The sequence below is a fragment of the Rhizobium sp. YAF28 genome, assembly GCF_052113285.1.
Lineage (GTDB): Bacteria > Pseudomonadota > Alphaproteobacteria > Rhizobiales > Rhizobiaceae > Rhizobium.
Genome location: NZ_JBFRCX010000003.1, coordinates 93,557 through 117,907 on the forward strand (window position 1 = coordinate 93,557; position 24,351 = coordinate 117,907).

The 24,351-nt window shown below is 60.6% G+C and carries 18 protein-coding genes and 1 riboswitch; of the genes, 8 read left to right on the forward strand and 10 right to left on the reverse strand.

Annotated elements, in window-relative coordinates; all coding sequences use genetic code 11:
- Window positions 1-2 precede the first annotated feature (2 nt).
- Window positions 3-1,928, forward strand: a complete 1,926-nt coding sequence (locus tag AB4Z13_RS08180) for an autotransporter assembly complex protein TamA (RefSeq protein ID WP_442205957.1) — start codon at window positions 3-5, stop codon at window positions 1,926-1,928.
- Between the two features lie 78 nt (window positions 1,929-2,006).
- Window positions 2,007-8,114, forward strand: coding sequence for a translocation/assembly module TamB domain-containing protein (locus AB4Z13_RS08185; RefSeq protein WP_442205972.1), 6,108 nt, complete (start codon window positions 2,007-2,009; stop codon window positions 8,112-8,114).
- Window positions 8,115-8,136: 22 nt separating this feature from the next.
- Here the strand turns inward: AB4Z13_RS08185 and AB4Z13_RS08190 are convergent, their stop codons facing one another.
- Window positions 8,137-8,565, reverse strand: a complete 429-nt coding sequence (locus AB4Z13_RS08190; RefSeq protein ID WP_113324229.1) for an Lrp/AsnC family transcriptional regulator — start codon at window positions 8,563-8,565, stop codon at window positions 8,137-8,139.
- A gap of 131 nt (window positions 8,566-8,696) precedes the next feature.
- Here AB4Z13_RS08190 and rocF point away from each other — a divergent pair, with 131 nt between their 5' ends.
- From rocF to AB4Z13_RS08210, 4 genes are all read left to right on the forward strand, one after another.
- Window positions 8,697-9,632 carry an arginase gene (gene rocF, locus AB4Z13_RS08195; RefSeq protein WP_439016748.1) on the forward strand — a complete coding sequence of 312 codons (936 nt, stop codon included), beginning with the start codon at window positions 8,697-8,699 and terminating at the stop codon, window positions 9,630-9,632.
- A gap of 13 nt (window positions 9,633-9,645) precedes the next feature.
- Complete coding sequence (rocD, locus tag AB4Z13_RS08200; RefSeq protein WP_439016749.1) at window positions 9,646-10,845, forward strand: ornithine--oxo-acid transaminase; 1,200 nt, start codon at window positions 9,646-9,648, stop codon at window positions 10,843-10,845.
- Between the two features lie 345 nt (window positions 10,846-11,190).
- Window positions 11,191-12,981, forward strand: coding sequence for a methyl-accepting chemotaxis protein (locus AB4Z13_RS08205; RefSeq protein WP_442205958.1), 1,791 nt, complete (start codon window positions 11,191-11,193; stop codon window positions 12,979-12,981).
- Window positions 12,981-13,457, forward strand: a complete 477-nt coding sequence (locus tag AB4Z13_RS08210) for a chemotaxis protein CheW (protein WP_113324233.1) — start codon at window positions 12,981-12,983, stop codon at window positions 13,455-13,457. The genes AB4Z13_RS08205 and AB4Z13_RS08210 overlap by 1 nt, the downstream gene beginning before the upstream one ends.
- A 485-nt stretch (window positions 13,458-13,942) precedes the next feature.
- On the opposite strand, the gene AB4Z13_RS08215 is transcribed toward AB4Z13_RS08210, so the two are convergent.
- The 9 genes from AB4Z13_RS08215 to soxR all read right to left on the reverse strand — a co-directional run bounded on the left by AB4Z13_RS08215 (window position 13,943) and on the right by soxR (window position 22,788).
- On the reverse strand, window positions 13,943-14,188 hold the full coding sequence (locus AB4Z13_RS08215; protein WP_192728947.1) for a formate dehydrogenase subunit delta: 246 nt from the start codon (window positions 14,186-14,188) through the stop codon (window positions 13,943-13,945).
- Window positions 14,178-15,005 (reverse strand): formate dehydrogenase accessory sulfurtransferase FdhD, encoded by an 828-nt coding sequence (gene fdhD, locus AB4Z13_RS08220; protein ID WP_113324236.1) that lies wholly within the window; start codon window positions 15,003-15,005, stop codon window positions 14,178-14,180. Before fdhD ends, AB4Z13_RS08215 begins: the two co-directional genes overlap by 11 nt.
- A complete protein-coding gene (gene fdhF / locus AB4Z13_RS08225) occupies window positions 15,005-17,884 on the reverse strand; it encodes a formate dehydrogenase subunit alpha (protein ID WP_439016751.1) in 2,880 nt (959 codons plus the stop codon). The genes fdhD and fdhF overlap by 1 nt, the downstream gene beginning before the upstream one ends.
- Window positions 17,885-17,887: 3 nt before the next feature.
- Complete coding sequence (locus AB4Z13_RS08230) at window positions 17,888-19,444, reverse strand: formate dehydrogenase beta subunit (protein ID WP_439016752.1); 1,557 nt, start codon at window positions 19,442-19,444, stop codon at window positions 17,888-17,890.
- Window positions 19,441-19,920 carry a formate dehydrogenase subunit gamma gene (locus AB4Z13_RS08235; protein WP_113324239.1) on the reverse strand — a complete coding sequence of 160 codons (480 nt, stop codon included), beginning with the start codon at window positions 19,918-19,920 and terminating at the stop codon, window positions 19,441-19,443. The genes AB4Z13_RS08230 and AB4Z13_RS08235 overlap by 4 nt, the downstream gene beginning before the upstream one ends.
- 135 nt (window positions 19,921-20,055) lie before the next feature.
- The gene (locus AB4Z13_RS08240) at window positions 20,056-20,949 is read right to left on the reverse strand and encodes a LysR family transcriptional regulator (RefSeq protein WP_113324240.1); all 894 of its coding nucleotides are present in this window, start codon (window positions 20,947-20,949) and stop codon (window positions 20,056-20,058) included.
- Window positions 20,950-21,023: 74 nt separating this feature from the next.
- Entirely contained in the window at window positions 21,024-21,365 is a 342-nt protein-coding gene (locus AB4Z13_RS08245; protein WP_113324241.1) for an ArsR/SmtB family transcription factor, read from the reverse strand.
- A gap of 101 nt (window positions 21,366-21,466) precedes the next feature.
- Window positions 21,467-22,237, reverse strand: a complete 771-nt coding sequence (locus AB4Z13_RS08250; protein ID WP_113324242.1) for an SDR family oxidoreductase — start codon at window positions 22,235-22,237, stop codon at window positions 21,467-21,469.
- A gap of 86 nt (window positions 22,238-22,323) precedes the next feature.
- Window positions 22,324-22,788 carry a redox-sensitive transcriptional activator SoxR gene (gene soxR, locus AB4Z13_RS08255; protein WP_113324243.1) on the reverse strand — a complete coding sequence of 155 codons (465 nt, stop codon included), beginning with the start codon at window positions 22,786-22,788 and terminating at the stop codon, window positions 22,324-22,326.
- A gap of 81 nt (window positions 22,789-22,869) precedes the next feature.
- Here soxR and AB4Z13_RS08260 point away from each other — a divergent pair, with 81 nt between their 5' ends.
- On the forward strand, window positions 22,870-23,445 hold the full coding sequence (locus tag AB4Z13_RS08260) for an NAD(P)H-dependent oxidoreductase (RefSeq protein ID WP_113324244.1): 576 nt from the start codon (window positions 22,870-22,872) through the stop codon (window positions 23,443-23,445).
- Between the two features lie 185 nt (window positions 23,446-23,630).
- Window positions 23,631-23,744, forward strand: a riboswitch (TPP riboswitch).
- On the forward strand, window positions 23,735-24,343 hold the full coding sequence (locus AB4Z13_RS08265) for a YkoF family thiamine/hydroxymethylpyrimidine-binding protein (RefSeq protein ID WP_439016753.1): 609 nt from the start codon (window positions 23,735-23,737) through the stop codon (window positions 24,341-24,343). It overlaps the preceding riboswitch by 10 nt.
- Window positions 24,344-24,351 lie beyond the last annotated feature (8 nt).

Genomic DNA, 24,351 nt, shown 5'->3' on the forward strand with positions numbered 1-24,351 from the left:
GGATGCGGATTAGAGGGACGGGCCTGAGAACGGGTATTGCGTATCGAGCAGGCGCCATGGTGGTGGTCGCAGCGGCGGCTGCATTTTCACCAGTCCTCGTGGGCAATGCTTACGCATTCAAGCTTTTTGGCATCACCATATTCGGCAAGGACGAGGACGAGAACCTGCAGGTGCCCGATCCTGTGCGGTATGATGTCGACCTCGAAGCCGGGACGGCCGATAGCGACCTCAAGGAGGCGCTGGAGAACAGCTCTCGTCTCGTCGGCGACAAGAACCGTCCGGTTTCAGGCGATCTGGGGGTCGTCGTGAAAGCCCGCGACGACCGCGACAGGCTGATCGCCACACTCTACGAAAAGGCGCGCTACGGCGGCGTGGTGACGATTACCATCGACGGCCGCAACATAGACAATCTGCCGCCGAACCCGACTTTCGATCGTTCAAAGCCCGTCCCGGTCAAGGTGGATATAGCACCTGGCCCGGTCTTCACTGTCAATGAAGTGCAGTTCGGCGGCGATGCCGCGCACCGCAATCCCGCCGATTATGATCTGGCGCCCGGCGAGCAAGCCGGCTCGCTCGCCGTCATCAAAGCCGGTGATACGATCGTCGACCAGTTGAAGAGCGAAGGCAGGCCCTTTGCCAAGCTGACGGAGCGGCGCGTGGTCGCCGACCATAGCAAGAACACCGTCGATATCGTTCTCGCTGCCGAAGGTGGTCCGGTTGCTCCGATCGGCGACGTCGGCGTCACTGGCGAGGAAAGGGTCAAGCCGGAATTCATCCAACGTTATTCCCGCCTGCAGAAGGGCGAAGCCTATTCGCCCGAGGCATTGAGGAAGGCAGGCGAGCGCCTGCGCGCGCTTGGCGTGTTCTCCAGTGTGACGATCCACGAAGGCGACGCACTGGCCTCCGCTGGTACCTTGCCCATGACGATCGAGGTTTCCGAGGGCAAGCGGCGCTACCTCGGCATCGGCGCGCAATATTCGACGATCGACGGTTTCGGCGTCAACGGTTACTGGGGCCATCGCAACCTGTTCGGCGGGGCCGAATCGCTGCGCATCGAAGGCGCCGTCTCACGCCTCGGCGAAGCGTCCGACCTCGGCGATCTCGACTACTCCGCCGGCATTCTCTTCACGAAACCGGGCTTCATCAATCCGTCCGCCACCCTTAAGGCCGGGATCGTCGCCAAGACGCAAAATCCGGATGCCTATAATGCCAAGCTCATCACCGCCTCGCTCGGCCTCTCCTATGAATTGACGGATCAGGACACCATCTCCGCAGCCGGCGAGGTGAGCTTTGAGAATGACGACGACGCTTTCGGCAACAACAATTATCTGACCTTCACGCTGCCGATCACCTATGATCGCGACGCCCGCGACGACAAATTCAATCCGACCGGGGGCTACCACGCCACGCTGTCGGCAAAGCCGGGCTATGAGTTCTTGAACGGAACGGTCTATTCGGCCTTCGAGGGCTCGATATCAGGCTATCTCGGTCTCGGCGCCGAAGACGGCATCGTCCTCGCCGCCAAGCTCGCGGCCGGCACGCTGATCGGCGGCGACGGCGTTCAGGATATTCCCGCCACCCAGCGTTTCTTCGCCGGCGGCGGCGGTTCCGTGCGTGGTTACGGCTATCAGGAAATCTCGCCCTATAACGAAAACGACGAGGCCACCGGTGGTCGCTCCTATGTAACCGGCTCCTTTGAGGCGCGTATCAGGATCACCGATACGATCGGCATTGTGCCCTTCCTCGATGTCGGCACGGTTTCGGACAGCATTGCGCCTGATTTTTCCGATATCAGGGCCGGCGCAGGCGCCGGTATCCGCTATGCAACACCTTTCGGCCCCCTTCGGCTTGATTTTGCCGTACCGCTGAACAAGTACGACGGTGGGACGGATTATGGAATTTATGCCGGCATAGGCCAGTCGTTCTAGGCCAGTTATCAGAAATGCCGATTTCGCAGTGTTTTCCGACCTGTGAGCTGTCATGAAAACGGGATAGTGTCCGCTCTTATGCAAATGTTGGCGAAAATCATGAACTGGATAATGCGGCTCGTCGGCTACGGCCTCGGCGCGGCGATTATCCTTGCCGTCATTGCTTTGGCGATCTTCGGCTTCACCTCCTTCGGTGCCCGCATCATCACCGAAAATGTCGCTTCCGCGCTCTCCAACCGCGATATGACGATATCCGTGCGCGAACCCGAGGGCCTGCTGACCGGCGGCTTGCGCGCAGCCGAGATCACCCTGTCGGACACGCGTGGCACATTTGCAGAAATCCGCGGCATCGCCGTCGACTGGAATCCACTAGCGCTGCTGACTGGTACCTTCCACGCCAGACAGGTCTCAGTGGCCTCCATCGACGTGCGGCGCCAACCGGTACGCACCCTCCCTTCCAGGCCGGCGACTCCGGAGGAAGGAAGCAGCGGGGGCTTCCGGCTGCCGCTGAAGATCGATATCGAGCATATCGCCTTGCCCGATATTTCCCTTGGCGCACCGCTGACCGGCCGCGCCTTCTCGCTTGCCGCCACCGGCAACCTCAGAGCCGATGGCGATGGCGGTGAAGCGCTGGTTAACGTCAACCGCCATCAGGTTCCCGACGCCGAGCTCTCCGCCGATATCGCCTTCACCCCGGCAAACAGCCATTTGCGGCTGAACGCCCAACTTGCCGAACCGCAGGGCGGCCTGCTCGCCGGCTTTCTCGGTCTGCCCGGCAGCCCGGCGGTCAATATCGCGCTCAACGGCGAAGGTCCGATCTCGGACTGGAACGGCAAGCTGCAGGCTGCCCTCGATGGCCAGCAACGCGCCTCGCTGGAAGGCAAGCACGCAATCACGCCCGACGGCTTGCATCATCTCGACCTCAAGGGCGGCGGCGATGTAAGCTCGTTGCTCCCCATGGCATTCCGGCCGCTTTTTGCAGGCCAGACGAATATCGATGTATCCGCGACCTTCGACAATCATGGCAAGATCGATATTCAGACCGGCAATCTCGCGACCGGCAGCGTCGTCATCGCCGCTTCCGGCACGCTCGATCCTGCCGGCAATAACAGCCTGAATGCCAATGTGCTCGGCACCTCGGGTCCGGTCGATTTCCGCTGGCCGCTTGCCGATGGCGAAGCGCGCTTCATGATTTCGGGCCTCAATCTGGCGATGACCGGACAGGCGCAGGCCGTGCGCATCAATGCCAGCGGATCGCTGGATTCCGCCACGATGCCGCAGGCCGATATCGGCAACGTCAAGCTGACGGCCAAGAGCGATGCTTTCAATCTCGCCAATGGTGCCGGCGATATCCAGTTGCGCCTCGTCGCGGGTGACGCCACCTTCACCGAGCCCAACCTCAACCGCGCCGTTCGGGGTCCGATCACACTCGTCGCGCCGCTTCAGATTTCGCGCAACGGCATCGGCTTCAACGGCACGACCGTCGAAAGCGCCAATATCGGCGCCGATCTCAACGGCTCCTATCGCCTGGCCGACAATACGCTGACCGGCAATGCGAAATTTACCGTCCAGCCCGCCGCCTTGCCGCCGGCTGTTGCCGAAAAGTTCGATGCACCGATCAACCTCGAAACCCAGATTGCCGGCACGATCCCCTCCAAGGTGACGCTATCGAACATCACGATCAAATCCCCGACCATCGAGGCAGGCGGCAATGTCGCGCTCGAAGATGACGTGCTGACGGCCGATCTCGCCGGCAAGCTTCCCGATATCGGCAAGCTGCTGTCGGGCACGAGCGGGGAAGCGGATTACAGCATCAAGGCAAGCGGCACGCTTCCAGCACTTGCGCTCACCGCCAATGTGAAAGCCGCCAGCCTGCAGATGGCCGATCGCAAGGTCGGCGATCTCAACATCGACCTGACGGGCTCTGCCGATCCTGCTGCTCCGCAGGGCCGGATCGCCGCCACCGGCACGATCGACGGCCAGCCGATCGGCATCAATGGGGACGTCAAATCCGAGAAGGGGATCATTTCTATCCCCGCGCTGACGGCCGATGTCGGCAGCAATCGCCTGGCGGGCAACCTCACGCTTTCGTCAGGCATGACGCCGGCTGGTGCGCTCACCTTTGACTTCCCTGATATCAGCCTGCTTGCCGCTCTCGGTGGCCAGAAGGCGGAAGGCGACCTCAAGGGCTCCGTCGATATCACCGGCAATGACGGCAAGATCGCGCTCAAGGTTGCCGCCAACGGCAGCGGCATTCGCCGAAATACGCTGACGATCGCCAAGCCGACGATCGACGTGACCGTCAGCGATATCATGGCTTTTGCGGCGAGCGGCACGATACGGGCCGACGAGTTCGGCGTCGGGACCAACAAGCTTACCGGCATTGCGCTTGATTTCGTCCAGCAGCAGACCCGCACCGACTTCAATCTGGATGCAGGCTATGACGGCAATCCGCTGCAGGCCGCCGGCAGCGTGCAGTCTGCAGGCGGTATGATCGATCTCAGTCTCGATCGCTTCGCCGCCAAGCCGCACAACATTCCGGTCGAACTGGCGTCACCCGCACAGGTCAACGTCACCAAGGGAGTTGTCAGCCTGAACGGCCTGACCGTCAAGACCGGCAGCGGCTCGGTATCGGTCACCGGTTCGGCTGGTGAGACCCTGAAGCTCGATGCCGTGATCACCGACCTGCCGGCAAGCCTTGCCAACAGCTTCGTTCCCAATCTTGCCGCTGACGGCACGATTTCCGGGACGGTGAACGTAACCGGGACACCGGCCGCCCCCGCTGTCAATTTCAAGCTCGATTGGAAGGATGCGGCCACCAGCCATACAAAAGGCGCCAGCATCGCCCCTCTCGGCATCTCGACATCGGGCACCTTCGCCGACAACAAGCTGAACTTCGATGGCGGCATTAGCGGCGCTGACGGCCTTTCCTTGAAGGCGGCGGGCGACGTCGGCCTTGCGGATCCGAATGGCCCGACCCTCAATATCAACGCCGACATCGTCAGCCTGCCGGCAAAGCTCGCCAACGGTTTTGTTCCCGATCTTGCTGCAGAAGGTACGATTTCGGGAACGGTCACGGCAACAGGCACGCCCGCGGCACCAGCGGCCGATTTCAAGCTGAACTGGAAAAACGCCGCGACGAGCCAGACAAAGAGCGCCAAGCTTGCCGGTCTGTCGCTCAACGCATCCGGCAGGTTTGCGGATAACAAGCTCGATTTCGATACGGCGCTCACCGGCAAGGGCGGACTATCGCTGAAAGCGCTCGGTAATGTCGCTATTACCGGAACCACGATCGGCAACATCAAGGTCGATGCCGAACTTGCGAATGTTCCGGCCAATATCACCAACGGTTTCGTGAAGGATCTCGACGCCGGCGGAACGATTTCCGGCACAGCCTCGGCGTCAGGCACGCCTGCCGCACCGGCTGCCAATTTCAAGCTCAGATGGCAGGATGCCACGACACGGCACACCAAGACCGCCGGCCTGACCGGACTGGACCTTGCGGCAGCCGGCCATTTTGCCGACCAGAAACTCGATTTCGATGCCAAACTCGCCGGACCGAAAGCTCTGTCGCTGAAGGCGACGGGCAATGTCGAGCTTGCTGGGACGGCGGTGCGCAATCTAAAGGTCGATGCAGATCTCGCAAACCTTCCAGCCGGCCTTGCGAACGGCTTCGTTCCCGATCTGGGCGCCGAAGGCACGATTTCCGGCAAGGCGTCGGCCTCCGGCTCGCTGCCGACACCGGCAGTCACCTTCGATCTGGCCTGGGCAAATGCGGCAACGCGCCAGACAAAGAGCAACGGCCTCACCGATCTCTCTGCCAAGGCCACCGGCAAATATGAAAACAACAGGGTCGATTTCGACGCCAATCTCGGCAGCGGCAACGGGGCGCTGCTGAAAGCGAACGGCGGCGTGACGATCGACGGCAGCGCCATTCGCGACCTCGCCGTCAACGCTGACATTGCCGGCCTGCCCGCAAACCTCGCAAACGGCTTCGTGCCCGGCCTTGGTGCTGAGGGCATAATCTCCGGCACTGCCGTCACCTCAGGCACGCCGACAGAGCCGGTGATCGATTTCAAGCTCGACTGGACGAACGCAGCAACGCGCCAAACCAAGACCGCCGGTCTTTCTGGCCTGGCGCTTGCCGCTTCGGGAAAATACGTCAGCAACCGTCTGGATTTCGACGCCAGTTTGAATGGCAAAGGTGGCGTCTCGCTGAAAGCGGCCGGCAATCTCGCATTGACGGGCACCACAATCCAGGGCATCGATGCAAAGGCCGATATCACCAATCTGCCGGCTGCTGTCGCCAACGGGTTCGTCCCTGATATTGGAGCCGAAGGCATCATCACAGCGACGGCGACGGCCTCCGGATCGCTCACCGCCCCCTCCGCCGATTTCAAGATCGACTGGAAAAACGCCGGAACGAAACAGACCAGGACTGCCGGCCTCTCCGGCCTGACGCTCGCCGCTTCGGGCAAACTCAGCAAAGACCGGCTGGATTTCGACGCCAATCTCAACGGCAATGGCGGTGTCTCGCTGAAGGCAGCGGGCAATCTCGATATAGCCGGGACGACCGTCAAGGGCGTCAACGCCAAGGCCGATGTCACCAATCTGCCGGCGGCCGTCGCCAATGGGTTCGTTCCAAACCTTGGTGCCGAAGGCGCCATCACGGCGACAGCGACTGCCTCGGGATCGCTCCCCCTTCCCTCGGTCGATTTCAAGGTCGACTGGAAGAATGCCGAAACGAGCCAGACCAAGGGCGCCGGCCTTGCGCCGCTTACAATCGGCGCTAGCGGCAAGCTGGCAGACAACCGCCTGACGGTCGACACAAGTCTCGTCGGCGACGGTGGACTTTCTCTGAAAGGCGGCGGCACTCTCGCGATGACAGGCAACCGTGCCATGTCGATGCGTTTCAACGGCAGCCTTCCCTTCGCCGTTCTCGGCGCGCAGCTCGCCCAGCAAGGTCTCGTTGCCGAAGGCGTCGCCAATGTGAATCTGGAGGTCAGCGGCACGACGGCTGCCCCTGTCATCAACGGCACAGTGACGACGGATGGCGCGAAGCTGATCGACGTGCGCCGCAACCTCGCCCTCGAAGGCCTTGGCGCGACCATCACGTTCAACGGCCAGCAGGCCGTCATTTCGCGGCTGAACGGCAGGCTCGCAAGCGGCGGCTCGATCTCGGCGAGCGGCTCGGTTGGCATCAGCGGCAGTTTCCCCGCCGATCTTTCCATCCGCCTGGACCACGCGGTCTATGTCGACGGCACGCTGGTTGTCGCAACAGTCGACGGCACGCTCGGCCTTAGGGGACCGCTGCTTTCCAATCCCACGCTTGATGGTAAGCTTCACATCGACAAGGCTTCGATCACCGTACCGGAGAGGCTGCCGACATCGCTGCGTGAAATCGATATCCGCCATATCCACGCGCCGCCCGCCGTGCTCGCCCAGCTCAGGGACAATGCTCAGCAGCAGCCCCGGGAAAAATCTTCGACCATCATGCTGGATATCCAGCTCGATGCACCCTCGCAGATCTTCGTGCGCGGCCGTGGCATCGATGCGGAAGTCGGCGGCAACATCACGATCCGCGGCTCGGCTGCCGCGCCCGAAGTTGCCGGTGCCTTCACCATGCGTCGCGGCCGTCTGACGATCCTCAACCGCCGTCTCGATTTTTCCGACCGCAGCCGCATCACATTTGCTGGCGACCTGACGCCCGCCCTCGACATGGAGGCCACTTCCACGTCAGGCACGACGACGCTCACGGTGGATGTCGCGGGCCTCGCGACCGACCCCGCCATCACTTTCTCCTCGTCGCCTGCCCTACCGCAGGACGAAGTGCTGGCCCAGCTCATCTTCGGCCAATCCATGTCCCGCCTGTCGCCGGTGCAGATCGCCCAGCTTGCCGATGCCGTCAGCCAGCTCGCCGGCAATCGCTCGACCTCGCTCTTCGAAGGCCTCCGCAACCAGCTCGGCGTCGACGACCTCGACATCAGCACGGATGCAAAAGGCCGGACCAGCGTCAGTGTCGGCCGCTACCTCAACGAACGGACCTATTTCGAGCTGCAGCAGGGCGGAGAAGCCGGCGCCAAGGCAATCATCAATCTGGATGTCGGCCGCGGTGTGAAGCTGCGGGGTGCCGCCGGCGGCAATGGTGCAGGCGAAGCGGGCATCGTCTACGAGCATGAATATTGAGGCCAGCCTGGAAAATTGAAGCCTAAAAGCTCGCCTTGCTGGTCTTCAGCAGAATGTTGGTTTCGGTGGTATTGATGCCGTCGAAGAGGCGTATCCGGCGCAGCGTCTCGTCGAAGGAGACGAGGTCACGATCCTCGAGCTCGGCGACGAAATCCCATTTGCCGTTGGTGCTGTGCAGCGCGCGCACCTGCGGCAAGCCGCGAAGCTGGGTTGCCACCTTGTCGGCAAGTTTACCATGCACTTCGATCATGACGATGGCCCGAACGCCGGCGGAACGCGTCTCGTGACCGGTGCGGATGGTGAAGCCGGCAATCGTGCCATTTTCGACCAGCCGGTCGATGCGCGTGGCAACCGTCGCCCGCGAAGCCCCCGTCAGCGCCGCAAGCGAGGAGACGGAGATTCGCGCATTGTGCCGAAGCGCACTCAGAAGCTCGTTGTCGAGATCGTCCACGGTTTCACTTTGTCAAATTAGCTTTATCAATCTGCGTAATCATAATCCATTTCTGACACTTTTCCATCTATTTGCCGCCGCCACTTTATCCCACTATCGGCCAAAACAGGCCTCAGAACGGAGCCCTCGGAATGGAAGTACAATCTCGATCTGTCGCTCTTATCGGTGTTCCCCTCGAAGAAGGTTCCGGCCGCAGAGGCGCGGGCATGGGACCAACAGCATTGCGTATTGCGGGTATCGACAAGGCGCTCAGCGATCTCGGCCACACTGTTGTCGACACGGGCGATCTCAGCATCGTCCCGGCCAGGGACCTTCCCAATCATTCGAAGGCACATAATCTTCGCATCGTCGGCGCCTACACGCGTGCGCTCGAAGCAGCCACCTATGATGCGGCGAAAGCCGGCCACTTCCCGCTGATCCTGGGTGGCGACCACAGCCTCTCCATGGGCAGTGTCTCAGGCATGGCGCGTTATGCCGCCGAAAAGGACCGCCCGCTCTTCGTACTGTGGCTCGACGCCCATTCGGATTTCAATACGCCCGAGACCTCGCCGTCAGGCAATATTCACGGCATGCCCGTCGCCTTCTTCTGCGGTCTGGCAGATTTTGCAGAGATTCTGCCGAAGGACCGTGCACTCGTCGATCCGAAGAAGATCTTCCAGGTCGGCATCCGCTCAGTCGATGCCTCCGAGCGCGTCGAAATCCACAAGCACGGCGTCAATGTCTTCGACATGCGCTCGCTCGATGAACAGGGCGTGGCTATTATCCTCCGCCAGATCCTGGAAACGATCGAGAAGGCGAACGGCCTGCTGCATGTCAGCTTCGACGTCGATTTCCTCGATCCGGATTTTGCGCCCGGCGTCGGCACCACCGTTCCCGGCGGCGCCACCTTCCGCGAAGCGCACCTCATCATGGAGATGCTGTCCGACAGCGGCCTCGTCTCCTCGCTCGACCTCGTCGAACTCAATCCTTTCCTTGATGACCGCGGCAAGAGCGCCCGCATCATGGTGGAGATGACGGCAAGCCTCTTCGGCCGCCGTATCTTCGATCGTCCTACACGCGCCGCATAAGGGAGCACCGGCCATGAACATCTCGTCGAACCTCATCGCCACCGAACAACGTCTTGGAGCCAATAACTACAAGCCGCTTGATGTCGTGCTGACGCGGGGGGAAGGTGTTCATGTCTGGGATACGGATGGCAAGCGCTACCTCGACTGCCTCTCGGCCTATTCTGCCGTCAACCAGGGCCATTGCCATCCGAAGATCCTTGCCGCCATGGTCGAGCAGGCCGGCCGCCTGACACTCACCTCGCGCGCCTTCCGCAACGACCAGCTCGCCTATCTCTATGAAGAGCTGGCCGCGCTGACTGGTTCCCACAAGATCCTGCCGATGAACTCAGGTGCGGAAGCCGTCGAGACTGCCATCAAGGCGGTTCGCAAATGGGGCTATGAGGTGAAGGGCGTCCCGGAGGGCAAGGCGGAGATCATCGTCTGCGCCAACAATTTCCACGGCCGCACGCTGAGCATCATCAGCTTCTCGACTGACCCCGACGCCCGTACCGGCTTCGGGCCCTATACGCCGGGCTTCCGCATCGTTCCCTTCGGTGATGCAGAGGCCTTCGCGACGGCCATCAATGCCAATACCGTCGCAGCACTGATCGAGCCGATCCAGGGCGAGGCTGGCGTCATCATTCCGCCGGCCGGTTACTTCACCCGTGTGCGCGAGCTCTGCACGGCAAACAACGTCACGCTCATCCTCGACGAAATCCAGACCGGCCTTGGGCGCACCGGCAAGCTGCTCGCCGAAGAACATGAAGGTATCGAAGCCGACGTGACTCTCATCGGCAAGGCGCTTTCCGGCGGTTTTTATCCTGTTTCAGCCGTGCTTTCGAATTCTGAAGTCCTCGGCGTGCTCAAACCCGGCCAGCATGGCTCGACCTTCGGCGGCAACCCGTTGGCCTGTGCGGTCGCCCGCGCGGCCCTGAAGGTGCTGACTGAAGAAGGAATGATCGAGAACGCCGAGACGATGGGCGACTACTTTCTCGAAGGCCTGCGCTCCATTCGCTCCAACATCGTCAAGGACGTGCGCGGCCGTGGCCTCATGCTCGCGGTCGAATTGGAGCCGGAGGCCGGTGGTGCCCGGCAATATTGTTACGCCCTCAAGGATCGCGGCCTTCTCGCCAAGGATACACACGACCACACGATTCGCTTCGCGCCGCCGCTGGTCATCACCAAGGAACAGGTCGATTGGGCGATCTCGCAAATTGAAAAGACAATAACCTAAAGTAAAGTTGCGGATTACTTTGCAACCGATGCCGGATATTCTCAGATGAAACTACATTTCATCTGTTAAAATTCATGCGAAGCTGTCAAAATCCGGTCGAAAGTAGATTTGGTTACTAATTCTTAATCAAGAAATTATATTTAATTGATGCGATTAGAGATCAGCTCCGCATCTTAGAGCCATGGGGTTCACGAATGAATTGGGCCGATCCGCCGCGTTTGCGGGGCCGGACGGACTTTCAAGTATTGCCGGATATACTGCAGTTTTACTGCGGTCCGTCATGCGCGAAATCCGAACCATTCTCCGAGACATCGGCTGGTTGCCATCACACATCGGGGGATTGAAATGTCATTGTTTTCGTTGGGTGCGACGCCGGATTCGCGTGCGATCGTCACAGCTCTCATGAAATCGCAGGCGACGATTGAATTCGACCTGCAGGGAAAGATCCTGAACGCGAACGAGAATTTCTGCCGGGCGCTGGGCTACAAGCTCAGCGACATTGTCGGCAAGCATCACAGTATTTTCTGCGAGCCGGATTATGTTGCCTCCGCAGCCTACCGGGAATTCTGGCGGAAGCTCGGTCGGGGCGAATTCGATGCCGGTGAATACAAGCGTATCGGCAAGGATGGCCGCGAAGTCTGGATCCAGGCTAGTTACAACCCGCTGATGTCGGGCGGCAAACCCTACAAGATCGTCAAGCTGGCAAGCGACGTGACCGCCATCAAGCTGAAAGCTGCCGATGCCGAAGGCAAGATCGCTGCCCTCTCGCGGGCTCAAGCCGTCATCGAGTTCACGCCGGATGGCGAAATCCTGCTGGCGAACGACAATTTCCTCTCGGTCATGGGTTACCGGCTGGAGGAGATCCGCGGCAAGCACCACAGTATGTTCTGCGAGCCAGACTATGTGCGCTCCGAAGCCTATAAGGAATTCTGGAAGAAGCTCGCCGCCGGCCAGTTCGTTGCCGAGGAGTTTCTGCGCATCGGCAAGGGCGGCAAGGTCGTCTGGATCCAGGCATCCTATAACCCTATCTTTGACATGAGCGGCCGGATCTTCAAGGTCGTTAAATTCGCGACCGACGTCACCGAACGCGTCCGTGCTGTCGATGATCTGGCAGCCGGCCTGACCGCGCTTGCCGAGGGCGATCTGACGAAGCATGTCGAAAATCCTTTCCCGCCCGCGCTGGAGAAGGTCCGGACCGATTTCAATGCCGCGATCGACAGGCTCGGCAGCGCCATGCGCACGGTTCTCAACAACGCCGAGGCGATCGCCAGCGGTGCGCGTGAAACGAAGGAAGCCGCAGACGTGCTGTCCAAACGCACCGAACAGCAGGCCGCAACCGTCGAGGAAACCGCCGCCGCACTCGATGAAATCACCCAGACTGTTGCCGACAGCGCCGGCCGCGCCGCCGAAGCAGGCGGGCTTGTCGCGGAAACGAAGCGCGGCGCAGAACATTCCGGCAGTATCGTCCGCAAGGCGGTCGACGCCATGGGTCAGATCGAGAAATCCTCGCGCGAGATCAGCAATATCATCGGCGTGATCGACGAGATCGCTTTCCAGACCAACCTGCTGGCGCTGAACGCCGGCGTCGAGGCGGCGCGTGCCGGCGAAGCCGGCAAGGGTTTTGCAGTCGTCGCCCAGGAGGTGCGTGAACTCGCACAGCGCTCGGCCAGCGCCGCCAAGGAGATCAAGGCGCTCATTACCACCTCCTCGGAGCACGTGAAAAGCGGTGTCGACCTTGTCGGCCAGACCGGTCAGGCACTGGAACGGATCGTCGCCCAGGTCGGCAATATCGACATCAACGTCACGGCGATCGTCGAGTCCTCGCGCGAACAATCGACCGGGCTTGTGGAAATCAACAAGGCTGTCAACATCATGGATCAGGGCACACAGCAGAATGCTGCCATGGTGGAAGAGACGACGGCGGCCAGCGCCCGACTCTCGTCCGAGACTGAAAACCTTCGCAATCTCGTCTCACAGTTTAGATTTGGGCAACACTCTTCCGTTAATGTCATCGATAACCGTAACGATGCTTCGCCGGGTGCAAAGCCATCGCGTGGTATGAAGGCAAAGCTCGTCCGCGCCAATGGTGGCGCTGTCGCTTCTGCCCTGGCTTACGATAGTTGGGAAGAATTCTAATGGCCACGATCAACTCCACTAGCTTCAGCGGCGACACGCTCGAAATCATTGCCTTCCGCCTGCACGATCAGGAGTTTTGCGTGAAGACCACGACCATCCGCGAAATCCGCGGCTGGGCGCCGTCGACGCCGATCCCGCACTCTCCGGAAGATGTCATCGGTGTCATGAACCTGCGCGGTTCGGTCATCCCGATCATCGACCTCGCCTACAAGCTCGGCATGAAGAGCACTGTCGCCAATGAACGCAGCGCCATTGTCGTCGCAGAAGTGCACAATATGGTCATCGGCATGCTGGTTGATCGTGTTTCCGACATCCTGACGATTTCTTCCAGCCATGTTCAACCCGTTCCGGAAGTGACCGCGTCCTTCGACCGTGCGTTCTGCGAAGGTATCATCGCTTCCGAAAACGGCATGATCTGCTTCCTGAACCTCGCAAAGATGTTCAAGGAAAACGAGACGGACGAACTGGCCGCCTGATCGCCACGCCAAGCAGTTTGCCAAATAATTGAGATAAGAACCGCCCCGCAAGGGCGGTTTTTTATTGTTCACGCTTCAATGCGAGCTGAACGTGTAATTTTCTCGCGAAAATGCATATTTATTAGTATTCGCTTTTATACAGAAAATTTACCGCCGCCACGCCGCGATGGTGGAGGAGAACACAGCCGCCAGTCGTGATCTTGCCGCAGAAGCCGATGCATTGCGGACGTTGCTCACGCAGTTCCAGCTCCCCGGCGGTAATATCGCCGCGACGCGGCACATGACAGAGCTAGCGGCCTCTCCGGCCCTGCATCTTGTTACCCGCGTCCCGAGAGCCCGTGGCGCAGCGGCGCCAGCCGCCGAAAGCTCGGAAGAATTCTGAACCAGTTTCAGTCGAATAGCGCGTGCCGCAGCAAAAGCGGCACGAGCTCCTACTGATCATAGCCTTTGGTCGGCACCCCGAAAAACCGCCCGCCGATGTCGGTTTATCGAAGTGGCTGTTCTGCCGGCTCTGGTTTCCGGATCAGGGGCACAGCCTGCAGCACGAGTGCGTCGAGGCCATTATCTTCCTTTTCCAGGATTTCGAAGAGTTGCCGCCGCATGCGCGGCTCCCAGAATTTGTTGATATGCGTTGCAACCCCTTGCGCAGCCTCGCTTTCGGGCTGTGTCTTGAAGAAGGTTGCGATCTGGTTTGCCATATAGACGAGTTTGGTCTTGGTATCATGCGACATCGGCGATGCTTCCAGGCGACAGGCGATGCGGGTGGGTGAAAATCTCGAAATCCTCGCCGCGAACGAGGGCGACCAGCGTCATGCCGGCTTCCTCGGCCGTGCGGATGGCAAGTGCGGTCGGCGCGGAAATGGCGATCAGCACGGGCGCGCCGAGGATCGCCGTCTTCTGAACCATTTCGACGGATAGGCGGCTGGTAACAGCGACAGCGCCGGAAGCGCCGGCCTGCCCCGCCCTGATGACGGCGCCACAGAGCTTGTCGAGCGCATTGTGCCGGCCGACATCCTCACGCACGGCGATCAATCCCTTGCCGGGGATGTAGAAGCCGGCGCCATGAACGGCTCGCGTCTCGCGATGCAGCGGCTGGGAATCGTTGAGCAGCGCGATCGCCTGCACGATATCAGCATGCGACAGCGACAGCTCAGTCTTGGAAACATCAGGCACCTTCCTGACCGCCTGCTCGATCGACTCGATGCCGCAGAGGCCGCAGCCGACAGGCCCCGCCATGCTGCGCCGCCGCTTTCTGAGCGCGTCCTCGACATCATCAACAAGCGTCACCTGGACGTCGATACCCTTCTCGTCCTCGATGAGCTCGACACCAGCGACCTGGCTGCGGTCGGTGATAATGCCCTCCGTAAGGCTGAAACCGACCGCGAAATCCTCGAGGTCACCGGGCGTGGCCATCATGACCGCATGCGAACTGCCGCCATAGGAAAAGGCGATCGGCACTTCCTCGGGCACGATACGCTCGCCCCGTGTCATGACGCCGCCCCTCCGGGCGACCTCCGTCACGCTTATGCGGGTCGGCCTTTCCGTCATTATTCCGCCGCCTCCATCTTGCTGGCGATGCGGCGGGACTGACGGGCCTGCTCGTCATACTCGACCTGCCACTCGGACGGGCCGTTGGAAGGCGAAACCTGCACCGCCGTCACCTTGTATTCCGGGCAGTTGGTCGCCCAGTCGGAAAAGTCCGTCGTGATGACATTCGCCTGCGTATCCGGATGGTGGAAGGTCGTATAGACGACGCCGGGCGCCACGCGATCGGTGATCAATGCGCGCAGCGTCGTATCGCCGGAGCGGCTCCCGAGCTTCACCCAATCGCCATCGCGGATGCCGCGCTGTTCGGCATCATGCGGATGAATTTCCAGCCGGTCTTCGGAGTGCCAGATGACATTATCGGTGCGGCGTGTCTGTGCCCCGACATTATACTGGCTAAGAATGCGGCCGGTGGTGAGAAGCAGCGGGAAGCGCGGACCTGTGCGCTCGTCGGTTGCCACATATTCCGTGCGGATGAACTTGCCCTTGCCGCGCACGAACCCATCCACATGCATGATCGGCGAGCCGAGCGGATGCTGCTCGTTGCAGGGCCACTGAACGGAGCCCATCTTGTCGAGATAGTCGTAAGAGACCGAAGCGAAGCTCGGCGTCGTCGCGGCAATCTCGTCCATGATCTCGGACGGATGCGTATAGTGCCAGTCGAGGCCCATGGCCTGGGCGAGCTTCTGCGTTACTTCCCAGTCGCCATAGCCGTTGCGTGGCGTCATGACCTTACGCACGCGGTTGATGCGGCGCTCGGCATTGGTGAAGGTGCCGTCCTTTTCGAGGAAAGTAGAACCCGGCAGGAAGACATGCGCATAGTTCGCCGTCTCGTTCAGGAAGAGATCCTGCACGACGACGCATTCCATGGCGGCAAGACCGGCGGCGACATGTTTGGTATCGGGATCGGACTGCAGGATGTCCTCGCCCTGAATGTAGATACCCTTGAAGGAGCCATCGACGGCAGCATCCAGCATGTTCGGAATACGCAGGCCCGGCTCGTTATTGAGCTTCACGCCCCAGAGCTTTTCGAAGATATCGCGCGTCGCATCGTCGGAGATATGGCGATAGCCCGGCAGCTCGTGCGGGAAGGAGCCCATGTCGCAGGAGCCCTGTACATTGTTCTGGCCACGCAGCGGATTCACACCGACGCCTGGACGGCCGATATTGCCGGTCGCCATGGCAAGATTGGCGATCGCCATGACCGTCGTCGAGCCCTGGCTGTGTTCGGTCACGCCGAGACCGTAATAGATAGCGCCATTGCCGCCGGTCGCGAAAAGCCGGGCAGCGCCGCGCACATCTTCCGGCTTCACGCCGGTAAACTTCTCGACGGCTTCCGGGCTATGCTGCGGCTCGGCGACAAAAGCCGCCCAATCCTCGAACTCCGACCAGTCGCAACGCTCACGGATGAATTTCTCGTCGTAGAGGCCTTCGGTCACGATCACATGCGCAAGCGCCGTCATGATTGCGACATTGGTGCCGGGCTTCAGCGGCAGATGGAAAGATGCCTCCACATGCGGCGAGCGGATAATATCGATACGACGCGGATCGATGACAATAAGCTTGGCACCCTGCCGCAGCCGCTTCTTCAGGCGTGAACCGAAGACCGGATGGCCGTCGGTCGGATTGGCACCGATGATGATGACCACATCGGACTGTTCGACGCTGTCGAAATTCTGCGTGCCAGCCGATGTGCCGAAGGCCTGACCTAGCCCATAGCCTGTCGGCGAATGGCAGACGCGAGCGCAGGTATCGACATTGTTGTTGCCGAAGCCGGCGCGGATCAGCTTCTGGACAAGGTAAGTCTCTTCATTGGTGCAGCGGGACGATGTGATACCGCCGATCGCTTCGCGACCATACTGATACTGGATGCGGCGGAACTCGGAAGCGACATGGGCGTAGGCCTCGTCCCAGGTCACCTCACGCCAGGGATCCGTCACCTTCTCGCGGATCATCGGGTTGAGGATGCGGTCCTTGTGGGTTGAGTAGCCATAGGCGAAGCGACCCTTGACGCAGGAATGGCCGCGGTTTGCCTGCCCATCCTTCCACGGCACCATGCGGACCAGCTCTTCGCCACGCATTTCCGCCTTGAAGGAGCAGCCTACGCCGCAATAGGCGCAGGTCGTGACGGCCGAATGTTCCGGCTGGCCGATGCGGATGACTGATTTTTCCGTCAGCGTCGCGGTCGGACAGGCCTGCACGCAGGCGCCGCAGGACACGCATTCGGAATCGACGAAATGCTCGTGCATACCGGGCGAAACGCGCGACCCGAAACCGCGCCCCTCGATCGTCAGCGCAAAGGTGCCTTGAACCTCCTCGCAGGCACGTACGCAGCGGGAGCAGACGATGCACTTCGACGGATCATAGGTGAAGTACGGATTGGACTCGTCCTTCGGCATCCATTTCAGATTGATCTCGCCGCTGTTGCGCGCCTTGACATGATTGTCGCCCTCATAGCCATAACGCACATCGCGCAGACCGACGGCGCCCGCCATGTCCTGCAACTCGCAATCACCATTGGCTGCACAGGTCAGGCAGTCGAGCGGATGGTCGGAGATATAAAGCTCCATGACGCCGCGGCGGATATTCTTCAGCCGCTCCGTCTGCGTATGGACGACGATGCCGGACGCCACCGGCGTGGTGCAGGAGGCGGGCGTTCCGTTGCGGCCGTCGATTTCGATCAGACAGAGACGGCAGGAGCCGAAGGCATCGACCATATCGGTCGCGCAGAGCTTCGGCACCTGAATGCCGGCATCCATGGAGGCGCGCATGATCGAGGTTCCCTCAGGAACCGTCACCTGCCGGCCGTCGATGGTCAGCGTCACCATCGTTTCGGATTTCGAAGCCGGTGTTCCGTAGTCGATTTCGTGAACAAGAGACATGGTCTATTCCGCTGCTTCAATGAGAGGGACCGGAGCAAAATCGTCCGGGAAATGCGTCATCGCGCTCATGACAGGATAGGGCGTGAAGCCGCCGAGCGCACAGAGCGAGCCGAACTTCATCGTGTTGCAGAGATCTGCGAGCAGTTCGCGGTTCTTTTCGGGCTCGATGCCCTGGGCGATCTTGTCTGCGGTTTCGACCCCGCGGGTCGAGCCGATGCGGCAGGGCGTGCACTTGCCGCAGCTTTCCACCGCGCAGAATTCCATCGCAAAGCGTGCCTGCTTCAGCATGTCGGCCGTATCATCGAAGATGACCAGACCAGCATGACCGATAAGCCCATCCTTGGCGGCAAAGGCCTCATAGTCGAACGGGGTATCGAACAGCGCACGCGGGAAATAGGCGCCAAGCGGCCCTCCCACCTGCACCGCCTTCACCGGCCGGCCGGACACAGTGCCGCCGCCGATCTTGTCGACGATATCGCCGAGCGAAAGACCGAAGGCGGTTTCGTAGAGACCGCCATATTTTACATTGCCGCCGATCTGCAGCGGGATGGTGCCGCGTGACCGGCCCATGCCGAAATCGCGATAGAAGGCGGCCCCCTTGTCCATGATCACAGGCACGGACGCGAGCGAGATGACATTGTTGATGACGGTCGGACAGTTGAACAGGCCCTTATGCGCCGGCAGCGGCGGCTTGGCGCGCACGATGCCCCGCTTGCCTTCGAGGCTGTTGAGCAGCGCCGTTTCCTCGCCGCACACATAGGCGCCCGCACCGGTGCGGATCTCCATGTCGAATTCCTTGCCGGAGCCGAGCACCGAAGCGCCCAGAATGCCAGCCTTTCGGGCGATTTCCACCGCCTGCGTCATCGTGGCGATCGCATGCGGATATTCCGAACGCGTATAGACGAAACCTTTCGTGGCGCCAGTCGCAAGCCCGGCAATCGCCATGCCTTCGATGAGCACGAAAGGATCGCCTTCCATGATCATCCGGTCGGCAAAGGTACCGCTGTCGCCCTCATCTGCATTGCAGACGATATATTTGCGCGAACCGGCGGCATCGAGCACCGTCTTCCATTTGATGCCGGTCGGAAAGCCCGCGCCGCCGCGGCCGCGAAGGCCGGAATCGGTGACTTCCTTGACGACATCGGCAGGCTGCATCGACACTGCACGGCGAAGACCGGCAAGCCCACCGTGGGCCTCGTAATCATCAAGCGAAAGCGGATCGGTAATGCCGCAGCGGGCAAAGGTGAGACGGGTCTGCCCTTTCAGGAACGGGAGGTCCTCGACCTCCCCAAGACAGAGCGCATGCGCCCCGCCGTCAATCAGTCCCGCATCGAACAGCCCGACGACATCCTTCGCCTTGACCGGCCCATAGCCGATCCGTTTCCCGGACACCTCAACCTCAACCAGCGGCTCCAGCCAGAACATTCCGCGCGAGCCGTTGCGCACGACGGTCGCATCAAGGCCGCGGGCGGCGATCTCCTGGGTAATCGCCATTGCCACCTTCTCGGCCCCGAGCGAGAGCGCTGCGGCATCGCGCGGAACATAAATCTTCACAGTCATCGGCGCGCCTCCTCGACGAGTTCGGCCGCCAGGTCGTCATCGACGCGGCCATGCACTTCGCCATCGAACATGGCGGCCGGCGCGCAGGCACAGAGACCGAGACAGTAGACAGGCTCCAGCGTGACGCTGCCGTCGTGTGTCGTTTGATGAAAATCGATGCCGAGCAGGGTCTTGATACGCTCGGCCAGTGCATCGCCACCCATCGACTGGCAGGCTTCGGCGCGACAGAGCTTCAGCACGTGCCGACCGGCAGGATGATCACGATAATCATGATAGAAGGTTACGACACCGTGGACCTCGGCGCGAGAAAGATTGAGCTCATCTGCGATGACTGGCAGGGCCTCCTGCGGCACGTAACCGAACTCGTCCTGAACCTCATGCAGAATGGGGAGCAGTGGGCCTTCGAGGGATCGAAGATCAGCAACGATCGAACGGATACGCCCGGCGATATCGCCCTGGGCGATACGTATATTCATCAGCAGCCTCCCTTCGGCTTGCGCATTCCCTGGGAACCGCAAAACTCCCCATGTCATTGCGATTTCTAGGGAACTGTCTCAGGGAAGCAGGTTGCAATCAATAAAGCAGTCTTGTTGATTGATAGCTTTTTTCTATCATAGTTCCGCGTCTTCAACGAGTGTTCTTGCTTCATGCAACAAGGCGGAGACAAGCGGCGTGAAAGGTTCCCGATAAGGAGCGACAAGGCCGACGAGATGGTGCGCCTCCGGCTCGACGATCGGGATCATCCGGATCTCCGCAGGAAAGCCGAATGATATCGCAACGTTACGCGGCATGATGCTTGCCCAGCGGCCAGTCCGCACGTGCGAAAAAAGAACGATCATCGAATTCGATTCGAGTGTCGGATGGACTGTTGCGCCTGCTTCGGCCAAATGCCGGTTGATGATACGCCGGTTCTGCATGTCAGCCGTCAATAGGCAAAGCCGAAGATCACCCACTTCACGCCATGTCACACTCTCGCGATCCGAGAGCGGACTGCCGGCGGCGGTGATGAGATTATAGCGCTCCGCATAGAGGGGCACAGAAGTGACGCGCCCGAGCGGCTCGTTTTCCAGATAGGTGACGCCGGCATCGATCTCGAGGTTTTCGAGCATGCTCAGCACCTGCAGCGAATTGCGCGAGACGATGGAGAAGGTGACGTCGGGATGCCGTTCCTGGAAGGGCGTTGTGATTCGCGACAGCATCGCGAGCGCGGTCGGAATGGACGCCAGACGCAGATGGCCGGAGAGACCCTTGCGGGCGGCGCGCATTTCCTCGCGCATCGTGCGCGTGTCCCCGACGATGCGGCGCGCCCATTCGAGCACACGCTGTCCTTCCGGCGTCAATCCTTGAAAGCGGGAGCCACGCTGCACCAGCATGACGCCCAGCTGATCTTCCAGCTGGCGAATGGCGGCCGAGAGCGTGGGTTGGGAGACGCCGCATTCCTCTGCCGCACGACCGAAATGTTTCTCATTAGCGAGTGCGATGAAGAATTCCAGCTTGTCGATCATCCGGCCTCCCTGCCGAATTGGGCATGAGGCCTATCTTTGCGGCTTGCCGTCCGGCTTCGCAAGAGCTGGCAGGCTCAGCCCGTCTCGGCAACCGGAAAGAGACTGAAAAGTGATTCGAGGAAAGCCATGACGCTTTCGTTGCCCATGCTGTAATAGACAAGCCGCCCGTCGCGCCGCGTATTGACGAGGCCTTCGAGCCTCAGTCGCGCAAGCTGCTGGGACACCATAGCCTGCTGTATTCCAAGGATATCCTCGATTTCGCCGACCGTCTTTTCCCCTTCCGACAGGATACAGAGGATGAGCAACCGGGTCTGATGGGCTAGCGCCTTCAGGAGATCGCTCGCCTCGTGGGCTTTGTCAGCAAGCTTCTGCAAGTCCTGGCCGGTCATGCCCGGCTTCGGTTTAGGCAATGGCATTTGCTTCTCGGAAGGAGGTAATAGGATAGATCAGTACAATATCATATTCGCAGAAGCGAATTCGTCAAATGTCGCGAAATGCCAAAAAAAGTCCAAACAAATCAGCAAATAAGCTGGCCACCATTGATCTCCAGGACTTGACCCGTGATGTAACCTGAGAGTGATGGAGCCGCCAGGAAGAGATAGGCGGGGGCACAATCCTCTGCTGTTCCGAGCCGCTGTAGTGGGATCGACTTGCGCGTCTGCTCCAGCTTTTCACGCGATGAATAGCGTGCATGGAAATCGGTTTCGATCGTGCCGGGCGAGACGCAGTTGACCCTGATACCATCAGGCGCAAGCTCTCGGGCCAGCGCTTTCGAATAGGTCGCAACAAATGCCTTCGATGCGGAATATATTGCAGAACCGGGGCTTCCGCCCGTCAGCGCCGAAATCGAAACGGTGTTGACGATAGCAGCGCCCCCTGCCGCCCGGAGCGCCGGAAGCAGCGCTCGTGTCAACTCCACCACCGACGTCTGGTTGAGGCGCACGACAGTCTCATAATCGGCATCGGTCAACTCACCTGCGGGAAAACGCCCATACATCGTGCCGGCATTGTTGACCAGCACATGCACCTTGTCGAAGAATTCGAGCGCCTCTTCCGCAAACTTCGCAGCCCCGCCCGGCTGCAGGAAATCTGCGGGCAACAGCAGGGCCCGACGTTCCGATTCGGCGGTCAGCAGAAAATCCGGCAATTCACGTTCCCCATCGCGCCCGGTATGGACAAGCACGCGCGCACCGCAATCCAGAAACTGCCGGGCAACTTCGAGGCCGATACCGCGGCCTGCACCTGTCACGACGACATTGCGGTTTTCGAACAATTTGGGATGAAACACGAAGCTCTCCTCCTTGCGGGCCGGCCCGCCGCTTGCGCTATCAGGCCTAACATATGCGGCCATCGGCCAAAAGAAAGCCCGAAGGTCTAAGCCCCCGGGTCGAGAAGCCGCGCACCGGCGCCTTGCCTGCCGAGCACGTCAAAGGGATTGCGTAGCGGACAGGCGTCGATCGAGAGACAGCCGCAGCCAATACAGCTCGTCAGATGGTCACGCAGCAGGCTCAGCTGCTTGATGCGCGCATCGAGATCATCCTTCCAGAGCGCAGACAGTTTCTGCCAGTCCCCGACTGTCGGCGTCCGGCTCTGCGGCAGAGTTTCGAAGGCAGTCTGGATTTCGGCAAGCGGAATGCCGACCCGTTGCGCCACCTTGATAATGCCGAGGCGCCGTAGCACATCGCGGCCGTATCGGCGCTGGTTGCCGCGGGTGCGGATGCTGGAGATCAGCCCCTTCGCCTCGTAGAAATGCAGGGCAGAAACCGCAAGTCCGCTGCGCTCTGCCACCTCGCCCACCGTCAGGAGCCTGCTCAAGGAGAATGCCGGATTTTGCTGCATCGCCTATTGACCTCTATATTAGTTGAGGTTTTATAGACTCCGCTCCCGAGGCCGTAAAGCCGCAACGAGAAGGAGCAATGCATGCAGAAACCCATGAGGCTTGCGGTCATCTACGGCAGCACGCGTGAGGGGCGCATCTGCGACAGGGTTGTGAAATGGCTCGAAAGAGAGTTGACCCGCTTTCCACAATTCGAGATCGACATCATCGACCCCCTGGCATTCTCGCTGCCGCGAGAGCATCTACCACATCATCCGGAGGCAAGGCGGCTTGCTGACAGGCTCCATCAGGCTGATGGCTTCATCCTCGTCACGCCGGAATATAACCACAGTTTCACCGCTTCCCTGAAATTCCTCATCGATCTCTTCGCCGAGCCGTGGCACGGCAAGCCGATCGCCTTCGTCTGCTATGGCGGCGTCTCCGGCGGATTGCGGGCGGTCGAACAGCTCCGCCTCGTCTTTGCGGAGCTTCACGCCGTCACGATTTGCGATGCCGTCAGCTTCAGTTCCCCCTGGCGCCGTTTCGACAATGAAGGCCGACTGCAGGATACGGAAGATACGTTGCGCCGGCTTTCCCGAATGATGGCCCAGTTGCAATGGTGGACTGAGGCGCTGATCGCCGCCCGCAGCGACACTCCTTATGCCGGCATCGCCGCCTGAGACAACGACATCCGATTCCGTCTCTGGCAGGTACGGAACCGGCTGGGCACCCGGACAGGACCTCCGTCCGGGTGTTCCTCCCAACACTTGACAGCTGCGTCCGAACTGCCCTGGCCCTTTCCGACCGTGTAGCCGGATAGGAATTTTACGGTTGCGGTATCGCAGGCCCGGTGCTAGCTTCCGCCACAATTTCACGGGGGAGCTCCGAATTGCCGGGGCTGAGATGTGAGGCGCATGCCTCCGGACCCTTCAAAGCTGATCTGGGTAATGCCAGCGGAGCGAGGTCCAAATGTTTTCCGGCGCACAAGTGTCTCTATATCCGATGTCCGGCAATTTCGTCGGCATCATCCTTGACGCTATCAAGGCTCTCGATCCCTATCGTGATCGTCTTCGCATCGAAACCGACGATATTTCCACGCTGATGGTCGGCCCGCCCGACGTGTTGTTTGCCGCCATGCGCGACCTCTTCGTCTCGGCTGCCGCAAGCGGCGAGCATTGCGTATTGTCCGCCGCGATCTCGCGGGGCTGCCCCGGCGAACCGGATGATGCGATCTGTGGCGCCGGCCTGTCTTCCAGCCGATCCGAGCCGCTCGCCGAGCGAGTGGAAGCCGCGATCGCGGCAGTCAAGGACACCACAGAAACCGGCCAGCCAACGGCCGCCCAATTTTCTCTGTACGTTATGGGAACGGGCACCCATATGGACGAGATCTACGGCTGCATCGATTTCCTGAAGCGCTCGGGCACATTCGACCGCTCCAAGAATTTCTGCACCAAGTTGCGCGGCGATGCCGGCGCGATCTTCGCGACCATCCATGAAGCCTTCTATCGCTTTGGCGATCCCGAAGGCCATGTGACGCTGGATATCACGGTCTCCGCGAACAGCCCGAGCAAAGCCTGAGACGCTTG

Bases quoted from the DNA above. Each gene is read 5' to 3' on its own strand.
- AB4Z13_RS08180 (WP_442205957.1), top strand. From the start codon at position 3: ATGCGGATTAGAGGGACGGGCCTGAGAACGGGTATTGCGTATCGAGCA.
- AB4Z13_RS08185 (WP_442205972.1), top strand. From the start codon at position 2,007: ATGCAAATGTTGGCGAAAATCATGAACTGGATAATGCGGCTCGTCGGC.
- rocF (WP_439016748.1), top strand. From the start codon at position 8,697: ATGGAAGTACAATCTCGATCTGTCGCTCTTATCGGTGTTCCCCTCGAA.
- rocD (WP_439016749.1), top strand. From the start codon at position 9,646: ATGAACATCTCGTCGAACCTCATCGCCACCGAACAACGTCTTGGAGCC.
- AB4Z13_RS08205 (WP_442205958.1), top strand. From the start codon at position 11,191: ATGTCATTGTTTTCGTTGGGTGCGACGCCGGATTCGCGTGCGATCGTC.
- AB4Z13_RS08210 (WP_113324233.1), top strand. From the start codon at position 12,981: ATGGCCACGATCAACTCCACTAGCTTCAGCGGCGACACGCTCGAAATC.
- AB4Z13_RS08215 (WP_192728947.1), bottom strand. From the start codon at position 14,188: ATGTCGCATGATACCAAGACCAAACTCGTCTATATGGCAAACCAGATC.
- fdhD (WP_113324236.1), bottom strand. From the start codon at position 15,005: ATGACGGAAAGGCCGACCCGCATAAGCGTGACGGAGGTCGCCCGGAGG.
- fdhF (WP_439016751.1), bottom strand. From the start codon at position 17,884: ATGTCTCTTGTTCACGAAATCGACTACGGAACACCGGCTTCGAAATCC.
- AB4Z13_RS08230 (WP_439016752.1), bottom strand. From the start codon at position 19,444: ATGACTGTGAAGATTTATGTTCCGCGCGATGCCGCAGCGCTCTCGCTC.
- AB4Z13_RS08235 (WP_113324239.1), bottom strand. From the start codon at position 19,920: ATGAATATACGTATCGCCCAGGGCGATATCGCCGGGCGTATCCGTTCG.
- AB4Z13_RS08240 (WP_113324240.1), bottom strand. From the start codon at position 20,949: ATGATCGACAAGCTGGAATTCTTCATCGCACTCGCTAATGAGAAACAT.
- AB4Z13_RS08245 (WP_113324241.1), bottom strand. From the start codon at position 21,365: ATGCCATTGCCTAAACCGAAGCCGGGCATGACCGGCCAGGACTTGCAG.
- soxR (WP_113324243.1), bottom strand. From the start codon at position 22,788: ATGCAGCAAAATCCGGCATTCTCCTTGAGCAGGCTCCTGACGGTGGGC.
- AB4Z13_RS08260 (WP_113324244.1), top strand. From the start codon at position 22,870: ATGCAGAAACCCATGAGGCTTGCGGTCATCTACGGCAGCACGCGTGAG.
- AB4Z13_RS08265 (WP_439016753.1), top strand. From the start codon at position 23,735: ATGTTTTCCGGCGCACAAGTGTCTCTATATCCGATGTCCGGCAATTTC.